26 protein-coding genes and 1 other annotated feature are annotated in these 24,572 nt (G+C 42.5%); all 26 genes read right to left on the bottom strand.

Annotation, left to right across the window (positions count from 1 at the left end; genetic code table 11):
• Positions 1-6 precede the first annotated feature (6 nt).
• Positions 7-1,158, bottom strand: a complete 1,152-nt coding sequence (aroC, locus tag DESME_RS10120) for a chorismate synthase (RefSeq protein ID WP_006716038.1) — start codon at positions 1,156-1,158, stop codon at positions 7-9.
• 19 nt (positions 1,159-1,177) lie between these two features.
• Positions 1,178-1,612: a hypothetical protein gene (locus tag DESME_RS10125; protein ID WP_041483981.1), complete on the bottom strand. Its 435-nt coding sequence runs from the start codon at positions 1,610-1,612 to the stop codon at positions 1,178-1,180.
• A 12-nt stretch (positions 1,613-1,624) separates the two neighbouring features.
• Positions 1,625-2,455 (bottom strand): shikimate dehydrogenase, encoded by an 831-nt coding sequence (gene aroE, locus DESME_RS10130; protein ID WP_006716036.1) that lies wholly within the window; start codon positions 2,453-2,455, stop codon positions 1,625-1,627.
• Between the two features lie 116 nt (positions 2,456-2,571).
• Positions 2,572-3,102: a YqeG family HAD IIIA-type phosphatase gene (locus tag DESME_RS10135; protein WP_006716035.1), complete on the bottom strand. Its 531-nt coding sequence runs from the start codon at positions 3,100-3,102 to the stop codon at positions 2,572-2,574.
• A 287-nt stretch (positions 3,103-3,389) separates the two neighbouring features.
• Complete coding sequence (locus DESME_RS10140; RefSeq protein WP_006716034.1) at positions 3,390-4,232, bottom strand: flavodoxin family protein; 843 nt, start codon at positions 4,230-4,232, stop codon at positions 3,390-3,392.
• Positions 4,233-4,418: 186 nt separating this feature from the next.
• Complete coding sequence (sigK, locus tag DESME_RS10145) at positions 4,419-5,171, bottom strand: RNA polymerase sporulation sigma factor SigK (RefSeq protein WP_006716033.1); 753 nt, start codon at positions 5,169-5,171, stop codon at positions 4,419-4,421.
• An 83-nt stretch (positions 5,172-5,254) separates the two neighbouring features.
• Positions 5,255-5,941, bottom strand: coding sequence for a type 4a pilus biogenesis protein PilO (pilO, locus tag DESME_RS10150; protein ID WP_025248763.1), 687 nt, complete (start codon positions 5,939-5,941; stop codon positions 5,255-5,257).
• A gap of 17 nt (positions 5,942-5,958) precedes the next feature.
• A complete protein-coding gene (locus tag DESME_RS10155; RefSeq protein WP_006716031.1) occupies positions 5,959-6,510 on the bottom strand; it encodes a hypothetical protein in 552 nt (183 codons plus the stop codon).
• Between the two features lie 3 nt (positions 6,511-6,513).
• On the bottom strand, positions 6,514-7,479 hold the full coding sequence (gene pilM / locus DESME_RS10160) for a pilus assembly protein PilM (RefSeq protein WP_006716030.1): 966 nt from the start codon (positions 7,477-7,479) through the stop codon (positions 6,514-6,516).
• A gap of 28 nt (positions 7,480-7,507) precedes the next feature.
• Complete coding sequence (locus DESME_RS10165) at positions 7,508-9,223, bottom strand: hypothetical protein (protein ID WP_006716029.1); 1,716 nt, start codon at positions 9,221-9,223, stop codon at positions 7,508-7,510.
• A complete protein-coding gene (locus tag DESME_RS10170) occupies positions 9,207-9,749 on the bottom strand; it encodes a hypothetical protein (RefSeq protein WP_006716028.1) in 543 nt (180 codons plus the stop codon). The genes DESME_RS10165 and DESME_RS10170 overlap by 17 nt, the downstream gene beginning before the upstream one ends.
• Before the next feature lie 19 nt (positions 9,750-9,768).
• Positions 9,769-10,329 carry a PilW family protein gene (locus tag DESME_RS10175; RefSeq protein WP_006716027.1) on the bottom strand — a complete coding sequence of 187 codons (561 nt, stop codon included), beginning with the start codon at positions 10,327-10,329 and terminating at the stop codon, positions 9,769-9,771.
• Positions 10,326-10,670 (bottom strand): type II secretion system protein, encoded by a 345-nt coding sequence (locus tag DESME_RS10180; RefSeq protein WP_006716026.1) that lies wholly within the window; start codon positions 10,668-10,670, stop codon positions 10,326-10,328. Before DESME_RS10180 ends, DESME_RS10175 begins: the two co-directional genes overlap by 4 nt.
• 19 nt (positions 10,671-10,689) lie before the next feature.
• Complete coding sequence (locus DESME_RS10185; protein ID WP_006716025.1) at positions 10,690-11,208, bottom strand: pilus assembly FimT family protein; 519 nt, start codon at positions 11,206-11,208, stop codon at positions 10,690-10,692.
• A gap of 23 nt (positions 11,209-11,231) precedes the next feature.
• Positions 11,232-12,437, bottom strand: a complete 1,206-nt coding sequence (locus DESME_RS10190) for a type II secretion system F family protein (protein ID WP_006716024.1) — start codon at positions 12,435-12,437, stop codon at positions 11,232-11,234.
• Between the two features lie 55 nt (positions 12,438-12,492).
• A complete protein-coding gene (locus tag DESME_RS10195) occupies positions 12,493-14,214 on the bottom strand; it encodes a GspE/PulE family protein (protein WP_006716023.1) in 1,722 nt (573 codons plus the stop codon).
• A gap of 102 nt (positions 14,215-14,316) precedes the next feature.
• Positions 14,317-14,835, bottom strand: a complete 519-nt coding sequence (locus DESME_RS15415) for a type II secretion system protein (RefSeq protein ID WP_006716022.1) — start codon at positions 14,833-14,835, stop codon at positions 14,317-14,319.
• A gap of 253 nt (positions 14,836-15,088) precedes the next feature.
• Positions 15,089-15,331 carry a DUF4911 domain-containing protein gene (locus DESME_RS10205; RefSeq protein ID WP_006716021.1) on the bottom strand — a complete coding sequence of 81 codons (243 nt, stop codon included), beginning with the start codon at positions 15,329-15,331 and terminating at the stop codon, positions 15,089-15,091.
• Positions 15,332-15,368: 37 nt separating this feature from the next.
• The gene (locus DESME_RS10210) at positions 15,369-16,658 is read right to left on the bottom strand and encodes a peptidase U32 family protein (RefSeq protein ID WP_006716020.1); all 1,290 of its coding nucleotides are present in this window, start codon (positions 16,656-16,658) and stop codon (positions 15,369-15,371) included.
• Positions 16,659-16,719: 61 nt separating this feature from the next.
• Positions 16,720-17,745, bottom strand: a complete 1,026-nt coding sequence (gene mltG / locus DESME_RS10215; RefSeq protein ID WP_006716019.1) for an endolytic transglycosylase MltG — start codon at positions 17,743-17,745, stop codon at positions 16,720-16,722.
• A gap of 31 nt (positions 17,746-17,776) precedes the next feature.
• Positions 17,777-19,081 carry a VanW family protein gene (locus DESME_RS10220; protein ID WP_006716018.1) on the bottom strand — a complete coding sequence of 435 codons (1,305 nt, stop codon included), beginning with the start codon at positions 19,079-19,081 and terminating at the stop codon, positions 17,777-17,779.
• A gap of 153 nt (positions 19,082-19,234) precedes the next feature.
• The gene (locus tag DESME_RS10225) at positions 19,235-19,570 is read right to left on the bottom strand and encodes a DUF1292 domain-containing protein (RefSeq protein WP_006716017.1); all 336 of its coding nucleotides are present in this window, start codon (positions 19,568-19,570) and stop codon (positions 19,235-19,237) included.
• A 54-nt stretch (positions 19,571-19,624) separates the two neighbouring features.
• A complete protein-coding gene (gene ruvX, locus DESME_RS10230; RefSeq protein WP_006716016.1) occupies positions 19,625-20,038 on the bottom strand; it encodes a Holliday junction resolvase RuvX in 414 nt (137 codons plus the stop codon).
• An 80-nt stretch (positions 20,039-20,118) separates the two neighbouring features.
• Positions 20,119-20,370 (bottom strand): IreB family regulatory phosphoprotein, encoded by a 252-nt coding sequence (locus DESME_RS10235; RefSeq protein WP_006716015.1) that lies wholly within the window; start codon positions 20,368-20,370, stop codon positions 20,119-20,121.
• Between the two features lie 80 nt (positions 20,371-20,450).
• Entirely contained in the window at positions 20,451-23,081 is a 2,631-nt protein-coding gene (alaS, locus tag DESME_RS10240; protein WP_006716014.1) for an alanine--tRNA ligase, read from the bottom strand.
• Positions 23,082-23,140: 59 nt separating this feature from the next.
• Positions 23,141-23,378 (bottom strand) — a binding site (T-box leader).
• Positions 23,379-23,421: 43 nt separating this feature from the next.
• Positions 23,422-24,504, bottom strand: coding sequence for an AI-2E family transporter (locus DESME_RS10245; RefSeq protein WP_006716013.1), 1,083 nt, complete (start codon positions 24,502-24,504; stop codon positions 23,422-23,424).
• Positions 24,505-24,572 lie beyond the last annotated feature (68 nt).

Raw genomic sequence — 24,572 nt, forward strand, 5'->3', positions numbered from 1 at the left:
CAAACTTTACTGTGCCTTCAAATATTCGAGGTACTCTTGCCAAGCCCTTTTTAATTCGTACATCGTATCTGATGGAAATTTTTCCAAAACGGCTTGGGCAATTTCCCAAGCGATCACATGTTCTAAGACGGTAAGCGCAGCCGGCACAGCACAAATATCGCTTCGTTCAATACTCGCTTGGACTTCCGCTTTTGTTTCCAAGTTTACGGTTTGTAATGGATGATAAAGGGTCGGGATGGGCTTCATTGCAACTTGAACAATCACAGGTTCACCATTGGTCATTCCGCCTTCAATTCCCCCTGCATTGTTCTGATTTCGCTTATACCCTTCACCCGAATGATATACGATCGGGTCGTGAACCTCAGAACCAAAGCGCTTTGCTGTCTCAAATCCTAAGCCAAAGGAAACCCCTTTCATGGCCTGTACGGACAAGATGGCATGGGCTAATCTTCCGTCTAATTTACGATCCCACTGAACATAGGAACCAAGTCCTGCTGGCAGGTTCAAAACCTGAATCTCTAATATTCCTCCCAAAGATTCTCCTAAACGTCTTGCCTCACTTAGCTGTTCGTTTAAACGTTGCTCTCCCTCAACATCTCCGACTTTCCATTCAGACTGGAATACACGCTCCCATTCTTGTGCCGTATTCTTCCACTGTAAGTCCACAGCTCCCACTGAGATAACACGGCCGCGAATTTCCACCCCTAAGTCTGTCAATAACTGACGCGATAAATTTCCCACGGCTACCCGTATCGCTGTCTCGCGTGCACTCGCCCGTTCTAAAACATTACGGATCTCCATCCGATATTTAAGCGTTCCTGTCAAATCCGCATGTCCTGGACGCGGTGCAATTACTTTTTTACTCTCCCAATCGACATCTTTACCTGAAGTCATCACGCTTTCCCAGTTCGCCCAATCTCGGTTTCTCACTTCTAAAGCCACAGGAGCTCCTGTCGTTACTTCTCCGCGAACACCCGCCGTAATGACTACTTCGTCTTGTTCGATCTTCATCCTTCCGCCTCGTCCTGGACCCTTTTGTCTATCCTGGAGGGCTCTGTCAATTTCCAGCTTGGAAAGGGTTAAACCAGAGGGTAATCCTTCCACAATCCCGGTCAATTTAGGTCCATGCGATTCTCCTGCTGTTAAGTAGCGTAACATGACTTTTTCCTCCACTCTCTTATTTAACAATTTCTTCACGAACCCTGGCTGTTACGGGCATCATGATCACATTTCTTGTTAGTTTACCCGCTTTTAAACTAATCGTTCCCCCCATACTTGGGTAGCCCGGTGCATAAAACCTAATATCAGTCGGAGCATTTACGATAATGACTCCCTTTGGTAAATAAACATCCTTAACCCTTTTACCTTCGCGTATAATCCGGTAAAAGCCCTGTGTATAAAAAAATTCGACCTCATACCACGTGCGCTCAGATAGCGCTGCCTGGCGAGTATCCCGTAATTCTTGGGTGAGTTGGGTTGAGGCCAGCGCTAAATTCCGTTCATTCTGTTGGACCGGTAGCTTAACTAACAAAACGAAGCCTGCACCGGAAAGAAGGGTAAGAACGAGAAGTAACTCGATGAGTGTATACCCTGTACTCGAGCGTCTAGCCATCATAAGCCCCCCCTATTCTTTGTTTGGAAGCGCCTCAAACAATCCTTTTTTCATTCCCGCGACTGGAGCTTGTCCTCCAAACCAAAATTCCCAAGCTAAAGCGCCTTGATAAAGAAGCATTCCCACTCCATTTAATGTACGGCACCCCAGTTCCCTTGCTTCTCGCAGAAAGGGAGTTTCCCAGGGATTAAAAATGATATCAACGACCCAAGTTTCGGGGAAAATTCCTCGGAGAGAAAAGGGATACTGCTCCTGCTTTAAACCAAGGGACGTCGTTTGAACCAGCAATTGAGCCGAGTTAAGCCAGTCGCCAGCCTCCCACGGCTTGACAACTGCATCCCCGCCTTGACTCTTAATTAAGTCAACAAGCTGTTGAGCACGTTCCGGAGTCCGATTTAAAACAGTAATTTTCACGTCATAGGGTATGAGAGCCATTGCAATTCCTTTCGCAGCTCCACCTGCTCCAAGGATGACCACTTCCATGCCTTTCTCTATCTTCATCTCATCTTGAAGCGAACGAACAAAGCCATTGCCATCCGTATTATGACCGAGCAATCGTCCATCCTCAGCGACTTTAACGGTATTTACCGCTCCCGCTTGCAAGGCTTCAGGAGTCAACTCATCGAGGAAAGGAATAATCTGTTCTTTAAAGGGGACTGTAACATTCCAGCCTGAAAATCCCAGAGCCTTCAACCCCTGAACGGCTTGGGACAAATCACCCGATTCAATCTGGAAACGTAAATAATCAGCTTCTACGCCAAGCTCTCGATATCCGCCTCGATGCATTGCTGGAGAGAGGGAATGCGCAACAGGATTCCCGATGACCGCAAAATGTTTTTCCAAAATCCCTTCACCTTTCTATTTCATAAACATCTTCACAAGGGTTTAACAAAACGGAATGGTTACCCATTCCGTTTCTGATCATTATTGTACTCAAATCAAAACCAGTCGTATTCTAATCAGTGGGCTTTAGGGCTATGCGGTTTGGCATTTGCAAATCGTTTCATCAGCCAGATCATGACACGTTCTACTCTGCGCATCACACGTGTACCAAAATATTCTCGTTCACTGATCGGTAGAACAAGAATTGTCGAGAGTCCTAAACGGTTTCCTCCCATAATATCCGTAAAGAGTTGATCGCCTATGACCACAGTGTCCTCTTTTCCCGTTCCTAAAATCTCCATACCCGCTCGAAAAGCCCGCCGACGCGGCTTAGTCGCCCGAAAAACAAACGGAATTCCTAATCGTTCGGCAACGACTGCAACTCGTTGCTTCTTTTTATTATTGGAGACGACACACGCTTTAATCTCCGCAGCCTGTAATTTCTCAAACCACGCCACGACTTTAGGACCGACCTCTAAGTCATTCCAAGGAGTCATGGTATTATCTAAATCAATGATCAGTCCATGAATTCCATGCTGGACTAATCGTTCAATGGATATGCTATCCAAAGAATTTGCTTGAAAGGTAGGCGTAAATAGTTCGAACATGATACCCCCCAAAGTTGCCAGTTTTTACTTATTATATCTTAGCACTTGAGCTGGAGCAAGCTTCCTATCCTTCTCTAGTCTAATTTTCCCCGCCCGTCTGTGATTTACAGCAAGGCACTATTTCTTCATGGCCCTCTTTTATTCCTTCTTTTTCATCTGATAAAACTTTTCTTGCTGAAAATTCGATTAACTATTATTATAGTCCCTTAAAAAATAGGGAGTACCTCGAAACTAAGTTTCAAGATACCCCCTTCAGGGAATCTAAATCGGATGAAATATCCCTCCAACTATTCCTTGTGAGGAATAAGCCAGGTATCGTTTCCTTTATAAGGATCACGAACAAGGGCCAACTCTTTGCGCCGGGAAATGAATTCCTGAACTTTCCCCCGAAGCCAACCCTGGAAGTGTTCTTTTAGATGCTCTTTTTCAAAGGGGTTTTTAGACTCTCCATAGACCCACTTAAGCCCTTTCTCCTCAGGGTATAGAGTAGCCGTTTGACCACAAATGGAGCAGACTGCTTTCGCAGGCTCTGGAAATTTCCAAATCTCAGACCGACATGTTGGGCATTCGCCGTTTTTAGCGGATCGAGCTTCTCCAAACAACGCATGACCCATTTCCCTAGCTCTGGCTAAAGCCTCAGGATTGGAAACACCTTCACCCGGTAAAGCGCCAAAGAACATATGGCTATCTTTCAGATTAAGTCCCATAAACTGAACCATTGCAGTGAGGGCTGATAACGTATATCCCTGCCAGCCTTCGATACCATAGGTCGCAATAACAACACAGGGTTTACCCCATAAATCATCAATATGTTGAACCATAGCAATCATACGATCCGCCCATACTTTGGTCACACCAGCAGGTCCTAGAACATAGTCAGGGGCAGATAAAATAATTGCATCTGCAGCTTTTATCTTTTCTAGTAGAAAATACATGTCATCATTTAGAGGACATTGTTTACCAGGAATTAAACACGTGTAACAAGCACGGCAGAGTTCCAAATTAAGATCAGCTAATCTGATGAGTTCTAACTCACAATCGTCTCCAGCCGCTCTTGATACTTCTTTAGTAAGAATCTCTCCATTTGCAAGCTTACGTTGGGACGCCACAATACCAAGAATCTTCTTCATCTGCTCCCCTTCTTTCTAGCCTATTAAGTTTTTATATGGAATATACAGAAAATTCATTCCATTTAAGTTTAATTAATTTTATAGTTTCCGTCAATATGTAATATTTTTGCATACATCAAGCAATCGAGATTTCGCATTCGTAAAACGAAGAAGTCAACCTAGCATACACCAGGCTGACTTCTTTCTTCATTGGTTCTTTGGATTATGATCTTCCATCTCTATCATAAGCTTTTGAATCGCTTTCTTTTCTATTCTTGAAACATAAGAACGGGATATTCCTAAGGCTTTAGCGATTTCGCGTTGAGTTCGTCGCGGATTATTCATGAGTCCGTAGCGAAGCTCAAGCACTAACCGTTCCCGCCGTGTCAATTTTTTTACTTTTTCGAGCAACGCTCGCTGTTCAAATTCGTTTTCTACTTTATCTGAAATGGCTTCCCCTTGCGAGGCCAAGACATCCATTAACGAAATCTCATTGCCTTCCTTATCTACTCCGATAGGATCATAGATGGAAACTTCACCGCGTGACTTCTTTAAGCTGCGCAAATGCATCAAAATTTCATTTTCTATACACCTTGCGGCATAGGTCGCCAATTTCGTGCCTTTCCCAGGATCGAAGGTATCTATCCCTTTAATTAAGCCTATCGTCCCTATTGAGATCAAATCATCACTATCTTCCCCTGTTCCATCAAATTTCTTAACAAGATGGGCTACTAAGCGAAGATTGTGCTCAACGAGTTCATTCCGAGCATGCTCGACCTGCCTTAAATCCTTAACTCCACACTCTGAATTTTTACTCGCTCGCAAGATTTGCAAATACCGAGATTCGTCCGCTTCACTCAAAGGCTGGGGAAATGCATTATTATTGATATACGATACTAGAAGGGTTACCCCTTTAAGCACAGATAAAGCAATACTGACCGCTAAGATTTCCGTCAACATGTCATCCCACCCCTTTCGCGCCTTGTTTTAATTTCTATGCACGAAAAGGGGAAATTCTGCTTATCCCAATTATTGAATATATATTATTCTTTGTTTGGGTTTGGAGTTACCGTAGTGGGAGGGATAATCGTAAGAATGGATTTTTGTGTGGCCTTCGCATCTGCAGCTGGGCTAAACAATTTGGGGATTGAATCAATTCCAAATGCAACACTCATAAAGTGGGGTTTTAGCTTTAGTTCTTTCGCCCCAAGCCGGGCAAAAGCTTGGAGTTTAAGATCTGCTTTCAAGCCTGTATCTTGAGCCTTGAAACTCACGCTGCGTAAGACCAATGCATCCGAACTATTTTGCAATTCGTTAATCATGTCCATTATATCTTTAGAACTCCCTAAAGCCGAAAAAGATAATCCAATAACCGAATACAACTCTTTCGTCTCAAGTTTATCAAAAGATAAACTTTCACTCACCAAATTATGACGTTTTAACGTTGTATAGATATTATACACTAGTACTGGCTTATCTAACGTGCTGGGCAACGTCTTAGCTATTCTAGCCAGTTCTACTTCCTGAGTTTGTATTTCTTTATTCAACATATATGGATTAGCTGAATACGTCGATAATTGAGTATATTCTTCTTGTTTTGAAGTGATTTCACTTTGTTTATTTTTTATACTAGCAAGCTGGGGTTGCAACAGGTAGGTAACATAAGCAAAACTTAGGCCGAACACAATCAATCCAATCAAAAAAGCGATTTGCAACTTTTCTTTTCTCAAGTATTATCACCCACTTATCATTTCGCCTCTGCGAATTTTAGGGTCAGACTTAGGGTCTGCGGCTTATCTTGAAGTGAAACAGTGTTTATATCGATCGATTGAAACAATCCGGAATCTCGTAGGCTTACCCATAAACGCAATACATCAATGGGGGTGACGATATTTATACTGACCTGAAAGCTTTTATCCTCCTGAATGTTAAGTGAACTAATCGTTGTATCACTCGGTAAAAGTGGCATCAACTTTAGAAACACATCATCAGGATTCAGTTTGCTTTGGTTATAAATTAAGAGAACTTGATTCCCCTCATCAACCTGCTTTTTTAATTGATTTAACTGGTTAACGTTCTGCTTTTCTACACTAAAGCCTGAAATCCGAGTGTCTAATTGAAGGATATCTCGATCGAGTTTATAAGCATAGAGCCACGGCGAACTGGCAAGGAAAGCAATGAGAAGGACTCCCCCCACATAAAGTATAAATAATTTCGAGGTGGCGTAAATTGAACGACCGGAAGCCTTGAACCTTTCAGCTTCCCATCTAGCCAGGAAATCCAATTGATTTTTTACCACGTCTTAATCCTCCCGCAAAGCCAATCCTATTAAGCCCCCTAGCAGGCTAGAATTCAGATTAAGCTGAGAAACTTTTTTTGAAAACTTCAGCTTCAACCCTTTCGGATAAGCAATTTGAGTTGGAAGTTCTAGGTTCGTACGAAATACTTTATCAATATCCCTAAGTTTAGCGTACTCTCCAGTAATATAAATCATATCTACATTTTTCCCAAAATGTCTGCTAGTAAAAAAGGTTAAAAATTCTTCTAGGTTTCGCATGACTGGAAAAAAAGTGTTTTCAAGCCCCTCTAGATAAGTAGAATCATACGAAAGCTCTGAGTCCTTGGAATCTTCAATTAATCGAACCAGTTCTTTTGAATCGAAGTAGACTTCAGAAAAGAGGAAAAACACACCCTGTTCCAGAATAACGATCTCCGCACGCTGGCCTGATAAATTCAGGATAACATAATCTGATGAATCTGATCGAGCATATAACCTGGATAAACACTCGAATTGGACATCGACTACTTTCGGTCTTAGTTTAGCTTCCTGCAACACTGACATTTGTGCATTCCAAAAATCTCTTGGAACAGCTGTTAAAAGGACTTTGTAGCATTTTTGTCCTTCTTCTTCAACCTCGTTCAACACGCGATAATCGATGATATAATCAGCAACATTCAATGTAAAGTACTGCTCTACCTGTTCAGTAAAAAGTACCTCAAGAAGTCTTTTCTTCATCACCGGAACAGTGATGATTCGGGTAATCACCCCAGGGCAGGAAAAAGATAGCCCAAAATCCCTTGTGGAAATCCAATTTTTCTTAAAAAATTGTTTTAACTCTTGAGCAGATTCCGAAACAACACTATCCGCTGCTTTTTTCAAGTCAAAAGAATACGCTTTTTCTATTTTTACTTTTAAGCCATTAGTACGGATTTTAGCAATCAGCCAATGCTGATCTGTCACCGTTGCCACCCATCTCGTTCTTGTCACTACAGTTCTCCCTTTATTGAATCTTTCGTTATTCAGGGGTTTCTACTTCCCAAAGAGAACCTTCCTTAGTCGGAGGATTATTTACAATCTGCCCCCAAGTTAAAGTTCCCGGTACAGTCAAGAAATACGTTGGATAACCCGCTGGGGCTAAAATCTTTACAGCATCGGTTGAATCCCAATTTATAGGATATATTGAAGCCTTGCCATTTATAAAAACGGTTTGAACATTTGATCCTAAATTATCCTTTAATACCACATCATCCAGCAGCCATTGAGTTACTTTGCTTGTTGAATCCTCTGTATTTAAAACCCAATAGCCATTGTGATATTTTTCGACATAAATATTCACATTTCCTGTAGTACTGTAAAAATAATTATCCTCTGCTCTGATCATTCCACGATACAAGTTATTGGGATCAATCACCTTACCACTCTCATCTAAAACAACAGCTCTTGCCGTCGCAGCAAGTTTAATCTCTTTATCATTATACGTAAAATAAGGGTCGAGTTTTAGTTGAAAGTTGTTAAATTCATTTTGAGTTATCAATGTATTTTTTAAGGTAACTTTAAGGGTTGCCCGCATTGATGGGCTGTCTGAGCCCGTATTTAAGAAAACTTCGATATCATATAGGTTAGGATCTAATTCTCCACTGTTAGACGTAAAGGTAATGCCCCAATGGTCAGGGTTGTAAAATCCTGTAGTCAAAGAGGTATCCCAATCATAATCCGCTAACTCATCATTCCTATCTCGCATTTGCAAAGCAACATTAATAATCATCGGTTCACCGATATATCCCCAGGTTGAGTTGACCGGTCCCGTATCTGATCTAATATTTAGCCTGGGAAGGGCCACTCCCCCTGAATCTAAAGGAACCACAGCGAGATGATCCGGCTCCCCTCCGAGGACTGTGAGATTTGTGTTATTCGTCGCTAAGACAGCCGTATTAGATTGATAATTTGCTGTAATCCCGATCGTACCCTGTGCTATCCCCTTAAAAGTACCCACAGGTTCTATACCTTTTGCTATCGCCGAATTACCACTGTACCACGTCCAGTCAGTAGGTTGTGTAGTTATTTCACACTCAGGCTCCGTATCAATATTGAATAATTTAGCTGTAAATTGAATAGATTCATCAATTTTTACCGTTGGATCTTTCGGAGAGATATCCACCCTTAGACGGGGAGTTGGTTTTATCTCTGGATTCGTTGGATCATATGCAATCGGAGCATTCAATACAGTCATACTCGTCTGACCCGTTATGAACTTTGAATTGTTTGACTCTATTTTTAAATACCAGGTTGATGATGAAGGAATTATTACTCGAATTGGAAGACTAACCCCATAGTTGATCGAATCCGGTTTGAACGTTACAGAATCAACAGAATTACCAATAAGTTCATTACCCTTAAGATCATATTGTTTTTTAGTCACATCATCTATAAGCGTAAAGCTAAACGTCGTGGTTCCATCGACTGTGGCGATATTGGAGTCTAGATATTCCTGCTTTTTAGAATTTGGAGATGTCACAAATAAATTGATATAGAAAGCAATATTCGCATAATGTTGTGACGAGATAATAATCTCATCATTTCTATCTGAAATGAAAGTACCCGTATCCTGAATACGTACTCCCCTCTCACCTTTATCCACACCATCATTGCCAACAGCAAGGGAAATACCCGTAACTCCCAAAAGTAAAGTAACAATAATTATGAAAATTATATATTTATGATTTCTCAACATTCATACCTCCCCTCTCAAAAATTTCAGAAAGGATTTTGCTTAGTTCTTCTCTATACGGCAGGGTAAACGTATATTGTTTTTGAATAGTCCGTTTAATCCCAGAACGGTCGGGATAATATCCCGTGCTTTTAACCGTAATAATATAGGTTGCCGAAACGATAGACTCAATTGGCGGATCATCGGATCGGGCAACCTCCAGCTCAGCTTTATCAACCGTCACCGTAACATCAAAATCTCCTACTAACCCTAAGGGGTTGGTTTGACTAGCATTTGTGGTGTAATGAACGGTATCAAAGGGTGAATATGTAGGCAGCTTTTCAGCATGCTTTGAGTTCACATCCGTCTTAACCATGGCAATTCCATAATTTGCACCTGCTTCGGCTAGATAATAAGCACGAAGTCCTTGCTCCTCAGACGTTTCCAGCCGGTGATTATAATTGACAATGCTAAACATAATTCCCGAGATCATTAAAAACACCATAATTGCTATTACTGAAGTGAGTAAAGCCGATCCCCTGTCTCGCATTTTCTTACTCCTCTACTCTTTAATATAAACGCGACCAGGATATAAGTTGAAACTCATCTTTTGTTTGTGGGTCTATCGTAACAATGGTTATTTTGATGAGATGAGAGTTAATTACTCCTCCATCAGTTACCCCTTCTAGCGTTATCGTTTTTATCTTATCTGCAATTAAGTATTCGTTATGATTAGAAGTAGATTCAATCCACTCGCCAAGCTTTAAACTGCTATCGTTAACATCGAAATAGATTTCCCGTGGTAATTCTTGATCAGGACCACTCAGGTTAGGATTAATATCAATAACACAATGTTCAACATCCTTATTTGGCGGATCATAATACACCTTAAAAACTTTATTATCGCTAATGACGTCAAAATAAGTAGCCTTATGCAATCTGATCTCATCTAGAATATTCATCATTGCCACTCTAGCATTTTTTTCAAGTTCATTCTGCCGAGTGACAGAGTTGAGCAAATGAATTTGGCTCGTCATCAACTGAGATATATACAGCATTAAAACGCCAAAAATTGAAATGGCAATAGCCATCTCCAAGAGCGTGAACCCTTGCTCGGATTTTTTTCTCATGGTATAGCCCTCACCCTCAAGGTTTTGAGCACGACATTATCGATCTCGGGCTTAGAACTGTTAACGGTAATGGTCACGGTCTCAAGATAATCGTTTGGCGTAAGATCACTAACTGCAGATTCAACGTTAATTCCCTCTACAGGGGTACTGATTACACTTCCCTGCTCTAGATAATATTCCATCTGGCCTGCTGCTATAAAAAACATCTGTTGGCGAATCTCGTGCTGGGTCTTATATTTAAAGACATACTTATAACCACTAAAAATAAACCCAGTCCCTATCATGAGAATGGTTAGAGCAAGTACTACCTCCAATAAAGTCATACCCTTGTCTTTGCCCATACACGAACTCACCTGCCTATTACCCACTGATCGTTACTTTTCCTGTTACAGATTCAACAAGAATCTCAATCTTGGCTCTCGATGCATTTGTCAATACCACTTTAGCCTCACCAGACCTAACAAAACCCCTTAGATCATATTTAATTCCTTCATCCGTATCCGTAGAATCAGGAATAGGTATTGTCGTTACTAACCCAACACTTTTATAAGGTAATAAATCTGGATCGGTCGTATTGACAGAAACAAACCTCACGCCTGTATCAAACTGGGCTGCTTCGCCAAGAGAATTCCCATTCTTATCAATCACTTCCACCGAATTCGCGGTGAGCTTAACATAGACATCCTCACGTCTGTCCATAGCCAACTGCTGCGCGTGTCCTAAGCGTTCGGTAACGGCCTCCGCGGAAGATTGAAGCCTATACTGATCTTTGACTGCGCCATACTTTGGAGCTGTGACCAAAGCTAGGATTCCTACTAATGCAATCACAATCATCAGCTCTATTAAGGTAAATCCCTTATCCCTCTGACGAAGACTCATTCTTCCACCTTCGAATCGTCTGCTTATTTCAAATTCGTTGACATACTAAATATCGGGAGAGCAATGGCAATAATTAACCCTCCAGCGACGATGCCAATGATAAGCGTAAAAATAGGCTCCACTAAGGCAACCATCTTGGATATCCCAAGTTCCACTTTCTTGTCATAACTATTAGCCACTTCTGACATCAATTCCTCAAGTCTTCCCGTTTCTTCCCCAATGGAAATCATCTGAATAATCATTGGGTCGAAAAATTTTTCCTGTCCGAAAGCTTGAGCTAGGGTTTCCCCATTGATAATTCGTTCTCTGGCACTAACAATTGCATGACTGGGCACTTGATTACCAACAATTCTCTCCATCGAATTTAAAATAGGGACAATAGGGATAGCAGAATGAAGAAAAAGAGCTAGTGTTCGTGAAAATCGGGCAAGAATAACATTTTTAAGATTATTCCCGAATACAGGGATGCGAAATAGCACAGCATCTAAATAATATCGCACCGTAGGTATTTTAGATCCTTTGGTCATAAGTAGAATAAAAGCAATCACTCCAACCCATAAATATAGTCCATTTTGATTAATGAAGTTGGATATATCTATAATGGCTTGGGTAATTGCCGGTAAGCTTTGCCCAGTCCCTGCCATCATACCCGTAAGTTCAGGCAGCATAAATTTCATAAAGAAAATCACTAAGCCAATTAAAACGAAAGTGAGGATCACAGGGTAGACCGCTGCGCTGGAGATCTTTTTCCGGATAAAGTTTTCCCGTTCATAGTATTCCGCCATGCTCACGAGCACCGTATCAAGATTTCCGCTTTCCTCACCCACAGCGACGAGATTAATTAACAGTTCCGGTAAAGCACCTTCAGTCTCGCGCATCGCTGTCGAGAGAGAATCCCCACGGCTAACTCCACGATTGAGAATTCCAAGTACGTTTTTCAATTTTTTATCTTCCATTTGGGACTGAAGAATTTCGATACCCCTGACAAGATTAGCGCCAGATCGAATCATCATCGCCAATTGGCTACAAAATGCAGAAATGGATTCGTAATTGACCTTTCTTTGAAAACTTCGACCTAAAGCATTAGCCAGCGCACCTTTTTCCTTAAGGGTAATCAATTGCCATGCGTTTCCGGAAATTATTCGGAGAGCGGCCTCTCGATCTGCTGCTTCCAAAGTTCCTTCTTGCAAGGCCATTTTTTCATTAATTACGACATAGCTATACTGCATTCAGTCTCACCTCTTGGTCCCTATTATATCATAGAACCCAAACTTCATAATTTCTTCACTCGTCGACAAACGCTACCCTCAAGAGTTCATCAACCGTGCTAATTCCTGCTAACACTTTCGTCGCTGCAGCTTTTTGTAGCGTATTCATGCTTTGCGAAACAGCATACTCCCGTAGCTCATCCGCCGTTGCCCGGTTGTCAATCAACTGTCGATGTCCTGCTTGGAGTGACATGAATTCAAAGATAGCAATCCGCCCTTTATAACCGCTACCATGACAGGCATTACATCCCATCCCTTTTTTGAGCGTTAAATTCTCATATTCTGGGATTCCCAATAATCTCTTTTCATTATTGTTTGCTTGATATTCTTTGACACAATTGGGACATATCTTACGAATCAGCCGTTGAGATACAACCCCAATCAAAGAGGCTGAAATGAGAAACGGTTCAATATCCATATCGACCAAGCGCGTAATGGCACTGGCTGCATCATTGGTATGAATGGTCGATAACACCAAGTGTCCAGTTAAGGCCGCGCGAATTGCTATTTCAGCTGTTTCATTATCTCGCATTTCCCCGACCATAATAATATCAGGGTCTTGGCGCAAAATTGATCTTAACCCATTTGCGAAGGTCAAGCCAGCCTTAGTATTAACCTGTGTCTGATTGACTCCTTGAAAATTATACTCGACCGGATCTTCCAGCGTAATAATATTTTTTTCCTCTGTATTCAATTGGTTCAACATCGTGTAAAGGGTCGTCGTTTTTCCGCTTCCTGTAGGTCCTGTAACAAGAATGATCCCATACGCTTTAGAAATCAGGTCATCAAACAATTCAAGGTCATGCCCCTCGATCCCCAGAGCTTCTTTATCTAGCACAACTGCGGACTTGTCCAAGATACGCATCACTACTTTTTCCCCATACATCGTGGGCATGATCGAAACACGCAAGTCAATAAACCGGTTACCCACCATGTAAGCTATCCGTCCATCCTGGGGTAATCGCTTCTCCGCGATATTTAAATTCGCCATAATCTTGATCCGACTTACGACAGGTGCTGCCATATTATTCGGGACACGCATGATTTCGCGCAAAACGCCATCGATTCGAAAGCGTACCCGCATTTCCTCTTCCATAGGCTCTATATGAATATCACTGGTCACATTACTTACTGCATTTTCAATAATCGTATTCAGAAAGCGAATGATCGGAGTCGCTTCATCTTCTTCCTCAGCTCGAACGAACGAGTTAACCGTCGCCACGTCCCCTTGGGAAGCCGCCGCGACCTGAGACATCCCCGTTTGCCTAACGAAATCGCGAGCCGCCTTAGCTGCTTCGCTTTTTCCGTAGTACCGGTCAATTGCTCGAGAGATATCCACAGCTTTGGCAAGAACCGGACGAACGATCATCCCCGCAGCTAAGCGTAAATCATCGAGTGCATAATAATCGGTCGGATCATTCATCGCCACCATTAAAGCACCATTGGCTAGGTCAACTGGTACCACATTATATTTCCGGATGACCGATTCAGGGAGTAAATTGAGTATTTTCTCTTGAACCACAATCCGGCTCAAATCAATGGTCGTTAAACCCAGCTGTCTCTGCATTGTGTGGAGAATATTCTCTTCTGTAACTAGTCCTTGGTTAATCAAGACTTCACCAAGCCTCAATCCCAGGGACTTCTGCGCAGTTAAAGCTTCTTCTAACTGTTGGGGCGTGATCAACCCTCCAGCAATCAGGATTTCTCCGAGTCGCTTGCGTTCTGTTTTCAGAGCCATGTGTGGGTGCTCCTTTCGGAAAATGTTGTGTCATGTGATGAAGATAGATGAAAAAAGAGTGTTTTGGTAAACACCCTTTTTTGATATAATAATTTTTATTTTCTATCGACTAACTGGTTGTACAAGGTCAGATATGGATTTCCCATTTTCATCACACCCATATACTTTATACGAAATGCCATCAGCTTGTAAGATGGCAACTACAGCACCTTTATATCCAGCTTGAAATGTAGTAGAAGGTACGGTTGCTGTTGAAGGAAGAACATATACTGCCGCCGTAGGATTAGATGTTAAATCCACTGTATTGCTAACTCCTGATGCAGTAGTAACAATAGGGTTTTTCATGTCCCCATCGACAAATGTACCATTACCAAATTGAGCTTGTAATTTTGTGTCAGCACTATCACTAGATTTAAGTGCAGAAATTGCTGTAGTTACAGATCGAAAATTCGTCTGAACCCCAGCCAACTTAGCATCTGTCTTTACGCTTCCAAACTTTGGCACCAACACAACAGCCAAAATCCCGATAACTGCGATAACAATCATAAGTTCAATCAAGGTAAACCCACTGTCTTTTCTGCGTTTAACCATTCTTTGGACATCGCCTTTAATTTTGTCCATGATTTCGCTCCCCCTATGTTCCTTTATTCACTTAGTTTCTGGAGATGAGATCTATGTGACGCGAACTATATTCTGTATCTCTGTATTATTTTCTTAAAAATCAGACTTTCTCCAAATTTAGGACTATAGACCTATTGACTCTTCTCATCCCAGGCTTCATTCTACAGGATTCGCTTTAAAATTTCAATCCTATTTAAAATAATTTTAAGAAAATTGGTTAAAATTTATTTTTTTGATTATAACCGAAAATATGCTATCTTTCTTCTTTTAGAAATTCTACTCCTAATCCCATTTTCTCCACAGCTTGACGTAAGTCCGGCCAAGTATCTTGAGTGGCTTGAAATAAGACTTCCCCTGTAACTTTATCCAAGGTCGTTACCACCCCAAGATGACCTAATCCTTCCACAAGTTTAACGAGCATTTGGATTTCAGAACGGGGTGCACGGGCTTTGACGAGTTTATCCGAGTCTGAAAAAGGAATAATTCGTTCTGACATGGACTTCCTTCCTCTTTTCCTTTTATACTTTATCGACTTATTTCTTCACTTTAGGTTTTCTCAGGATACTGAATTCAGGTAAAGGCTGCGGTAATTCTAAGCGTAAGATTTGTTTCCCATGGTTAGCTACTTCAACGGGCTTACCGTCGATATCCCACATCTGTTTCACTTCAAAGGACCAAGGTTCTCCCTCAGGCATGAGAACTTCGATCATATCTCCTTGCCTGAAATAGTTGCGCTGTTCAACCCAATATCCATAATTAGCGTTATCTAAATCGAGGTCAGGGTTAGCCTGTAGTAACTCTTTCTTAGATAATCCTACCCCGACAAAGTTATATTCTCGAATATAGTTAGACGTCTCTAAGTTATGCGCGTCCGCTCCAGGTTTACCAAAAAGAAAACCTGTTGAATAATCGCGATGGCTCACTTTATCCATTTCTGCTAGCCAGCCTGGAAGCTTAGTTTGGAACGCTTCTTCACCCTGTTCCCATAACGTATCAATCGCATCCCGATAGGCTTTGACATTACAGGATACATAGTGAACGCTTTTCATTCTCCCCTCAATCTTGTAACTATCCACTGCTGAAGATTTTAGAATAGGCAGTTGCGGTAGCAAACATAAATCATGAGAATTAAAAACATATGTTCCTCGCTGATCCTCCTCGATAGGAAAAACTTCGTCTGGTCGTTTTTCTTCGACTAAGCCATAACTCCAGCGGCAAGGCTGTGTACATTCCCCGTGATTGGCATCGCGCCCGGTCAGATAATTTGAGAGTAAGCATCGTCCGGAATAGGACATGCACATCGCTCCATGAACAAACATTTCAAGTTCTCCGGAAACATTTTTTCGAATCTTTGCGATCTCCTCTTTGGTCAGCTCACGGGCAAGCACAATCCGTTCAATTCCCTGTTTTAACCAAAAACGCATACTCTGTGAATTTGTATTATTGGATTGGGTACTTAAATGCAAAGCAAGCTTCGGAGCGACTTCCTGAGCCAAAGCAATAATTCCAGGGTCTGAAACAATCGCCGCATCGGCACCCCATGACTCCAATTGTTGAAGATATTCCGCCATGCCCACAAAGTCTTCTTCATGGGCAAAGATATTCACGGCAACATAAATCTTGCGCCCAGCCTGGTGGGTATACTTGATTGCTCGTTCCAGTTCCTCGGGTTCAAAATTCCCTGCATATGCTCGAAGACCGTAAGCAGCTCCGCCGACATAAACTGCATCAGCACCATATGCCAGAGCAAATTTTAATTTTTCAAAGTCCCCTGCAGGTGCCAATAATTCAGGTTTTTGCTGTATATCCATACTTGAATTCATTCTTTATAACCCCTATCTTCTTAAGATATAACTTTAGTTATACCATTTTGTCGAAACTTTTTTATGAGTACTTCTTCTGATTTTCCAAATGCTCAGCAAATGTTTTTGCAAAGACGTGGTAACCGTCCGACTTAGCCAAATAAAATAAGTAATCACTCTTTTCCGGATGGAGAACTGCATTAAGAGATGCATGGCCAGGACTGGCAATGGGTCCAGGTGGCAACCCGTTATGGAGATAGGTATTATACGGTGATTCGATTTGTAAGTCCTTATTATAGAGCTTCGCTTTGGGGGTACCCAAAATATACTGGATTGTCGCATCAACTTGAAGAGGCATCTTGCGGTCCAGTCGATTCATTAAGACACCTGCAATAATCGGGCGATCCGTTTCCTGTACTGCTTCCTTCTCAACAAGTGAGGATAAATTAACCCAATCCCGAATGGATAAATTCATCCCTTGAAGTTGCGTTTGGACCTCCGCCGTGAGTTCTTTTTGAAATCGTTGTAGCAATAAATCAATTGCCGTATGCGGGGTAGTCTTCTTATCCAAAAAGTAGGTATCTGGAAACAAAAAGCCATCCAAACGATGACTATCTTGGGGAATACCCTGTAAAAAAGAATAATCAAAACCATCTGTAGCTAGAACCTGAGCATATTCTTCCTTCGTACCGATTCCCTTTTGAACCAAAAGATTCACAATTTGATCAGTAGTATACCCTTCGGGAATAGTTAACCGAATGGCCTCTACTTCGGTTCCTGAGAGCAATTTAGTTAGCATAGATTTAGGGCTCATATCTGCTGAAAGAAGATAATCACCGGCAATAAGTTTAGAATCTGCCTGAAGTTGACTTGCCAAAAGACGAAAAGCCCGAGCACTGCGAATCAAATGCCTTCGTTCGAGTTCCGTACCCACTTGATTCGCTGTCATTCCAGGGGTGATCGCAATCATCTCTGAGGTATTCTGGTTTGAATAGGGTTGATCGGCCCATGACCACCAGACTCCCCCGCTCACGACGGCAAGCGCTAAGAGAATGACTAAAGAACTTAACCCTTTCTTTAATTGATTTATTCTCTTTGATCTCCGCATACCCACTCTCACTTTCTATGAGATGTAATCGTTAATCCGCACCTACCCGTAATATCTTATGCGTCGGTGCATATTCATCACGACTCAACAACAGCTTGCTCTCCATCCCCGAGGCATCCTTCACAATCCGATACGTTTGGACAATATAGCCTTTATAACCTGCCTGATCTTGGACAACCTTTCCGGGAGGAAGGCTTGAATCAACTCGCATAATCGTTTGAAAGTCAGTCTCTTTTTCAATCTTTTGCTCAAACCGAACGGTCTTACCGGTCTTCTTACCATATATGCGAACCGTCATCATTCCGTTTTTCACTTCAGTTCGAATATATAGGAGCGAAGAGGTATCATTTTTGAATTTAAAATCGAGATTCGGATAATTTACCGTTGCGTCCTGACCTAATGGGATATAGGAAATCACCACCGCATGAGGATAACGCTCGACAATCGGCAAATTGGCAAGAACTGCAGCACTATAGAGGGTTGAAGAAACTTGACATATTCCTCCACCAATTCCTCGGACATATTCATTATTAATAATTATGTAGGCATCTTTGTAACCCGTCTCAGCCGTTCTCGGTCCAATCGTTTCATTAAAAGATAAGGTTGCTCCGGGCATAAGCAAAGTTTTATCAAGTTTTTTAGCCGCTGCTACTAAGTTTGCTGACCGATTTTTATCTTTAACATTAAACTGCGTGGTATACTCGCCAACAATTCCGTTAAAAGCTAAGGTTTGCAATTGTTCTGTGGTTTTCAACGCTGCCACATCGGCAACAGGAATTTCCACTTGCTTGGGCAAAGTTGCAAACGATTGATTTCGAAGCTTGTCCAGGATAGCATCGATTTGAACGACCTGACCCGGGACTGCAGGTATAATTACAAACTGATCATTATCTATTGTATAGGATGCATCCACGGCTGATCGATTTAGATCTGCTAATTTTTCCTGTAAAATTTGATGGGCTTGGATTGGGTCTAATTTTAAGACACTCTCAATTCTCTGACCTGGCTTCGTCCAAAGTTTCTCCCAAACCGTATTAAAATCTAAAGCAAGCCCTAACTCCTTAAGCGTGACAGAAACCTCTTTTTCATTGTACACCAAGAGGATATTTTGTGCTAGCTTGTCCCCTTCCCAGTCCTTAATCATCGTTTGGGCTTCCTGCGCCGTAACGCCTGATAACTCCAAGCCCTCTAGAGAAGTCCCTTCACTCAAAGTGTTATGGCTCACACTTGATGGAACCTGAGAAGTATCCATCTTCCAGGGGATTACGTTTCCTTGGTTGCATCCAGGAATAACCAGTAGCGTTAAGCTGAATAGAAGTATAGAAATAATTTGCATATCACTCTGGCCCCCAATACCGCTGAAATGAATTTCATTAGTATTAGAATCTACAGTTTCAGAGCAAATTATTGCTTAAGTTCAACAAAAAATTCGCTTGAATTTCAAGCGAATTTTTCATCAATTATTAGAGTAAATTTTTCGTGAAGAAAACTATTCATCTTCTTCCATGTTTTCCCAAGCATCAGCAACTTTTTCCCATTCATCATCATCTTCGATGTCGAGCAACATTTCGTTACCGTCTGCATCATGACCTAACTTCAGGATAATAGCCTCATCAGTGTCTTCATCTTCATCTTCAGACTCTTCCTCGCCGGTGATCGGCAGGAGCACGAAATACGTAGAACCGTCTAGTTCTAAGGTGTCTAGATGAAGGAATTCATGATCGTGACCTTCATCATCCGTAAGGATAACTGTGTCAAATTCTTCTTCGTCATGGACATGGTCATGATCATGGTCATGGCCACAATCGTGGTTATGGTCAGTCATTTAATTCACCTCTTATCAAAGATAGTGTCATTTTACCCTAAGAGGTAATGATTGTCAAACATTCCGTTGACGATGATCAAGATACCCCTGTAAAATAAACACCGCTGCCATTTTATCAATTACTTTTTTCCTTTTCGCCCGAGAAACATCCGCTTCGATTAAAGAACGCTGTGCTGCCACAGTACTCAGTCGCTCATCCCAAAGCTTCACGGGGAGCTGAAATCGCTCCTGTAAGAGCTCCGAAAATTCTTCCGATAATTGTGCTCTCGGCCCTAGTGTTCCATTCATATTCTTAGGATAACCGAGAACGATTTCTCGAACCTCATATTTATCAATTAACTCAGCGAGTTCATCTATCTCTGCCTTCGATCGGCGAATTGTTTTAATGCCTTGAGCTGTCCAAAGCAGTTCATCGCTTATCGCTACGCCAATAGTCCGTTCTCCAAAATCCAGCCCCATAATCCGCATCGCAGGACCGCCTTTCATCTTAAGTTATGATTAACGACGAAGCCCCCACAACTTTAGCTGTGAGGGCTTCTGTTGAAATTTTACTTTTGTAAGTATGAGCGAACAAGCTCCTCTAATAATTCGTAGCGTTCCAATTTGCGAATTTGGGAGCGCGCTTGATCATAACTGGTAATGTAAACTGGATCTCCTGACATAAGATACCCCACCAACTGGTTGATTGGGTCATACCCTTTCTCTTGTAAGGCAGCATATACATGTTCCAAAATTTCACGAGGTGAAGCTTCCCCTCCTTGAGATTGAAACATCATTGTTTCTTCCATACGTCCGTCCATGATCGTTTCCCCCCTTCGCAGTCGGTTCTACGGACTTTTCAATGTTAGAGAAGTATTCGCTCTTTTATCGTATTTATCCTTTATTTTCTAAGAAAACTTTGGATAATCCGGGGCACTTGATCCAGAGCTTCACCCAATTTAGCGGGGTCTTTACCCCCTGCTTGGGCCATATCCGGTCGGCCACCGCCGCCTCCCCCAGTAATTTTCGCAACTTCTTTAATAATCTGCCCCGCATGCAACCCACTTAAACCTGTTGGATTAACAAGTGTGACCCAATTGACTTTTCCTTCAACCGGGGCACCTAATATGATAACCCCAGATTTGAGTTTATCTCGAAGCATATCGGCCATATTTCGTAACGCATCCATGTCTGAAGCTTGCACGGCAGCAGCGATAACTGCAACTCCTTCAACCTCTTTAACCCGTTGCATTAAGCCTTCAACTTCATACTTGGCCATTTTAGCCGTCTGTTGCTGAAGTTCTTTTTCAAGATCATGCACCTGCGTCACAAGTCCTTGGACCCGTTTTGTAAGATCCGCAGGCTGAGCTTTCAATAGTTGAGCAAGTTCAAGCCGTTCTGCATCCAGCTTTCGGGTGTAATCTAAGCTAGCCAATCCTGCAACCGCTTCAATGCGTCGCAGTCCAGCACCGATTCCGCCCTCAGAAAGGATTTTAACAAGACCAATATCTCCTGTAGCGCGGGCATGGGTTCCTCCGCATAGTTCTTTCGAGTAATCTCCCATCGAGACAACCCGTACGACGTCACCATACTTCTCACCAAAGAGAGCCGTCGCTCCGCTTCCCTTCGCTTCTTCGATTCCCATTTGAGCCGTAGAAACAGAAAGATTCCCCAAAATGGCTTGGTTCAACTGATCTTCTACCCGCTGAATTTCATTCTCGGTCATAGCATGAAAATGCGTAAAATCAAAACGCAAATGCTCCGGTGTCACTAAGGAACCTGCTTGTTGGACATGCTCTCCTAAAACAGAGCGCAATGCGGCTTGAAGAAGGTGAGTTGCACTGTGATGGCGCGCTGTGGCTTTTCTTGCTTCCTGATCTACTAACGCTTCTACCATTTCTCCTGTATGCAAAATTCCTTGAGTCACGAGCAACTTATGATAATACGTACCTGTAACGCCTTTTTTCACTTCAAGAAGTTGTGCTTCAGCACGAACCGTCCGGAGGATACCTAGGTCAGCAACTTGACCTCCGCTTTCGGCATAGAAGGGAGTTTGGGATAAGAAACAGAGCACTTCATCCCCTTCGGCAGCTTCCGTTACGGCTTCTCCATTGACGAATAGAGCTTCAATCTTCACGTTTTCCCCAAGAACATCATAGCCATCAAAGGAAGTTGTACCTAAGGCTTTCGCTTTTGCAGCGATCGCTGGACTTTCCTGAACAGCTCTCATTTGTTGGGATTGTTCTTTAGCTAAACGGCGATGTTCTTCAGCGGCAATCTCATAACCTGCCATATCGACAGATAATCCTTGCTCGGCCAAAATCTCTTCTGTCAGTTCAACGGGGAACCCGTAGGTTTCATACAAGTTGAATGCATCTGCTCCACTTAATATGTTTTCTACCGCTTCTTGCAGAGACTTCACTTTTTCTTGGATCATCAACGTTCCTTGTTCCAAGGTGGCTTGGAAATTCTTTTCCTCCAAACGCAAATGGTTCAAGATGAAGTTTTCATTCTCTTTGAGTTCAGGATAGTGATGCGCATAATCCCTTTGGATAATTCTAAAAACAGGCTCCAAGAACGGCTTATCAATTCCGAGAAGACGCGCATAGCGAATCGCACGGCGTAGAATTCGACGCAATACATACCCTCTTCCATCACGACCTGGTCGGATTCCATCCGAGAGCATGAAAGAAACAGCACGAGTGTGGTCAGCAACGACTTTAAGTGCGATGTCGGTCTTCGCCTCGACATGGTATTGAACCCCAGCAATCTCAGCGACCTTGTCAATGATCGGGCGGAAAAGGTCTGTATCAAAGTTAGTTTCTGCCCCTTGCATAACTGCTGCAATCCGTTCCAGTCCCATCCCTGTATCAATGTTCTGCTTCGGCAATGGGGTAAGCATCCCATTTTCATCTCGGTTGTATTGCATAAACACTAAATTCCAGATTTCTAAGAAACGATCACAGTCACACCCGACTGCACAGTCCGGTTTTCCACAGCCGCGTTCAATTCCAAGGTCTACATAAATTTCAGAACAATACCCACAGGGTCCAACGGGTCCGGCAGCCCAGAGATTTTCCGGATCATTGAGAATCCGCTCCGGTTGAACTCCGGCTTTCTCGAGCCAAAGTTGTCTGGCATCTTCATCCTCAGGATGGACCGTAATCCAAAGCTGATTAACCGGTATCTTTAAAACTTCAGTGACATATTCCCAGGCCCAAGGAATCACTTCACTTTTAAAATAATCACCAAAAGAAAAATTCCCAAGCATCTCAAAAAAAGTATGATGGCGGGCTGTTACTCCTACATTTTCAAGATCGGGAGTTCGGACGCATTTCTGAGCGGTTGTTGCTCGTGGAAAGGGGGGCTCAACCTTACGCATAAAATAGGGTTTAAAAGGAACCATCCCCGCAACCGTTAAGAGCAGCGTCGGATCATCCTTCGGAATCAAAGATGCGCTAGGCAATCTTTTATGCCCCTTGGACTCAAAAAACTTAAGAAACATTTCGCGCAGTTCGTTACCAGTATACATACTTTACCTCCCTAGAAATTCCTAAATGGGTTCAGAAAATAAATAAAACCCGCCCCTTAATCAGGGACGGGCTCTTACCGTGGTACCACCCTGCTTACCAATTCAATTGCCCTTGACTAAATGGCATGGATTGGTCGCTTTGGGACAGATAAACTGTCATTGCACTTAACGCGTGCTTTCGTCAAGTTTTACTTGCCCTCGGAAATAGCGTTCATATCTAACCTCATAACTCTTCCCACCTGCCAGAGTCTCTCTGTTAAAAAGGCCAAATACTATTGGTTTCCTCATCGGTTTGACTTCAATCTTATGTAACTCTTCTGTTGTAAAATTATAGCGGAACTCAGGGTAACTTGTCAACAGACGGAGTCAGCTTAAGCACTTCTTCATCGGGTTGCATTTCCGGCGAGACCAGTCGAAAATAGATGTGTCTTAAGATAACTCGGAGTACGGCGGCAATAGGAACAGAGAAGAGCATTCCCCAAAAGCCTGCAATCTCTCCCCCCGCTAAGAGCACGAAAACGATCAGTAACGGATGGAGTCCTACGCTATCTCCCATAAGTTTAGGCGAAATCACGTCACTTTCCAGTTGTTGCACAACAATAATCACGATCGCGATCTTTAATCCCATCATTGGAGAATAGATTAAACCGAGCAGAATGGAGGGTACCGCCCCGATTACAGGTCCAAAATAGGGAATCAAATCAAATACTCCACAAATTATCCCGATCAATAGAGCATAATCCATCCCCACCAACTTTACCCCAACCCCTGTCAGGATGCCCACAATTACAGCGATGATTAAGTCTCCACGAATAAAGCGTCGCACAACATGATTAATATCTTGAAGCAATCGTTGCCACTCCAAGCGCCATTTTTGAGGAACAAGGCGTAAACACCCTTTATTTAACCGCTTCCAATCGGCTAAAAAATAGATGGCTAAAACAGGGGAAAGAATAAACAAACTCAGAGAAGCCAACATTTCTGGTAGAGTATGAAGAAAGGCGCGTAAACATTCGACCAAATAAACTTCAATTCGAGCAAGATTTTCGTCAAACACTTGAGCAACTTGATTGGGCAGTCCCGTCGAACGAAAGTTAGCACGAAAGTCCTGAATGGATTGATCTAAAGTTTGCATCGTCGTGGGTAGTGAAAAGGCAAGTTTCGAAAGTTCAATGTAAAGCTTAGGCAGCATGAGAAACAATGTCGTTCCCAAAAGAACAATAATCCCAATAAAGACGCAAGCAATAGCCCAACGCCTGCCCATTCCTCGCTTTTCTAATCCCTCGACCACAGGGCTGAGTACATAAGCGAGAGCAAAGGCGAGTAAAAATGGACCGAGCACCGGTTTCACCAGCATGAGCAGAATAAATCCGAAGACAAAGACGAAGGAGACGAAAAGCCAACGCCAACTTTGCTTTCTCAAGCGAGCTCCTCCTAATAAAAAAGCGCGACAAAGCGCGCTTTTATTTCAAGTCAATAATCCAAAGAAAC

The organism is Desulfitobacterium metallireducens DSM 15288 (genome assembly GCF_000231405.2).
Taxonomy (GTDB): domain Bacteria; phylum Bacillota; class Desulfitobacteriia; order Desulfitobacteriales; family Desulfitobacteriaceae; genus Desulfitobacterium_A; species Desulfitobacterium_A metallireducens.

Coding starts and splice junctions, on each gene's coding strand:
- mltG (WP_006716019.1), bottom strand. CDS start 17,745: ATGCGGAGATCAAAGAGAATAAATCAATTAAAGAAAGGGTTAAGTTCT.
- DESME_RS10185 (WP_006716025.1), bottom strand. CDS start 11,208: ATGAGTCTTCGTCAGAGGGATAAGGGATTTACCTTAATAGAGCTGATG.
- DESME_RS10205 (WP_006716021.1), bottom strand. CDS start 15,331: ATGTCAGAACGAATTATTCCTTTTTCAGACTCGGATAAACTCGTCAAA.
- DESME_RS10195 (WP_006716023.1), bottom strand. CDS start 14,214: ATGGCTCTGAAAACAGAACGCAAGCGACTCGGAGAAATCCTGATTGCT.
- ruvX (WP_006716016.1), bottom strand. CDS start 20,038: ATGCGGATTATGGGGCTGGATTTTGGAGAACGGACTATTGGCGTAGCG.
- DESME_RS10180 (WP_006716026.1), bottom strand. CDS start 10,670: ATGGGCAAAGACAAGGGTATGACTTTATTGGAGGTAGTACTTGCTCTA.
- sigK (WP_006716033.1), bottom strand. CDS start 5,171: ATGTTGACGGAAATCTTAGCGGTCAGTATTGCTTTATCTGTGCTTAAA.
- aroC (WP_006716038.1), bottom strand. CDS start 1,158: ATGTTACGCTACTTAACAGCAGGAGAATCGCATGGACCTAAATTGACC.
- DESME_RS10220 (WP_006716018.1), bottom strand. CDS start 19,081: ATGCAAATTATTTCTATACTTCTATTCAGCTTAACGCTACTGGTTATT.
- DESME_RS10140 (WP_006716034.1), bottom strand. CDS start 4,232: ATGAAGAAGATTCTTGGTATTGTGGCGTCCCAACGTAAGCTTGCAAAT.
- DESME_RS10210 (WP_006716020.1), bottom strand. CDS start 16,658: ATGAATTCAAGTATGGATATACAGCAAAAACCTGAATTATTGGCACCT.
- DESME_RS10190 (WP_006716024.1), bottom strand. CDS start 12,437: ATGCAGTATAGCTATGTCGTAATTAATGAAAAAATGGCCTTGCAAGAA.
- DESME_RS10225 (WP_006716017.1), bottom strand. CDS start 19,570: ATGACTGACCATAACCACGATTGTGGCCATGACCATGATCATGACCAT.
- DESME_RS10165 (WP_006716029.1), bottom strand. CDS start 9,223: ATGTTGAGAAATCATAAATATATAATTTTCATAATTATTGTTACTTTA.
- DESME_RS10175 (WP_006716027.1), bottom strand. CDS start 10,329: ATGAGAAAAAAATCCGAGCAAGGGTTCACGCTCTTGGAGATGGCTATT.
- DESME_RS10135 (WP_006716035.1), bottom strand. CDS start 3,102: ATGTTCGAACTATTTACGCCTACCTTTCAAGCAAATTCTTTGGATAGC.
- DESME_RS10235 (WP_006716015.1), bottom strand. CDS start 20,370: ATGGACGGACGTATGGAAGAAACAATGATGTTTCAATCTCAAGGAGGG.
- alaS (WP_006716014.1), bottom strand. CDS start 23,081: ATGTATACTGGTAACGAACTGCGCGAAATGTTTCTTAAGTTTTTTGAG.
- DESME_RS10170 (WP_006716028.1), bottom strand. CDS start 9,749: ATGCGAGACAGGGGATCGGCTTTACTCACTTCAGTAATAGCAATTATG.
- DESME_RS10125 (WP_041483981.1), bottom strand. CDS start 1,612: ATGGCTAGACGCTCGAGTACAGGGTATACACTCATCGAGTTACTTCTC.
- DESME_RS15415 (WP_006716022.1), bottom strand. CDS start 14,835: ATGGACAAAATTAAAGGCGATGTCCAAAGAATGGTTAAACGCAGAAAA.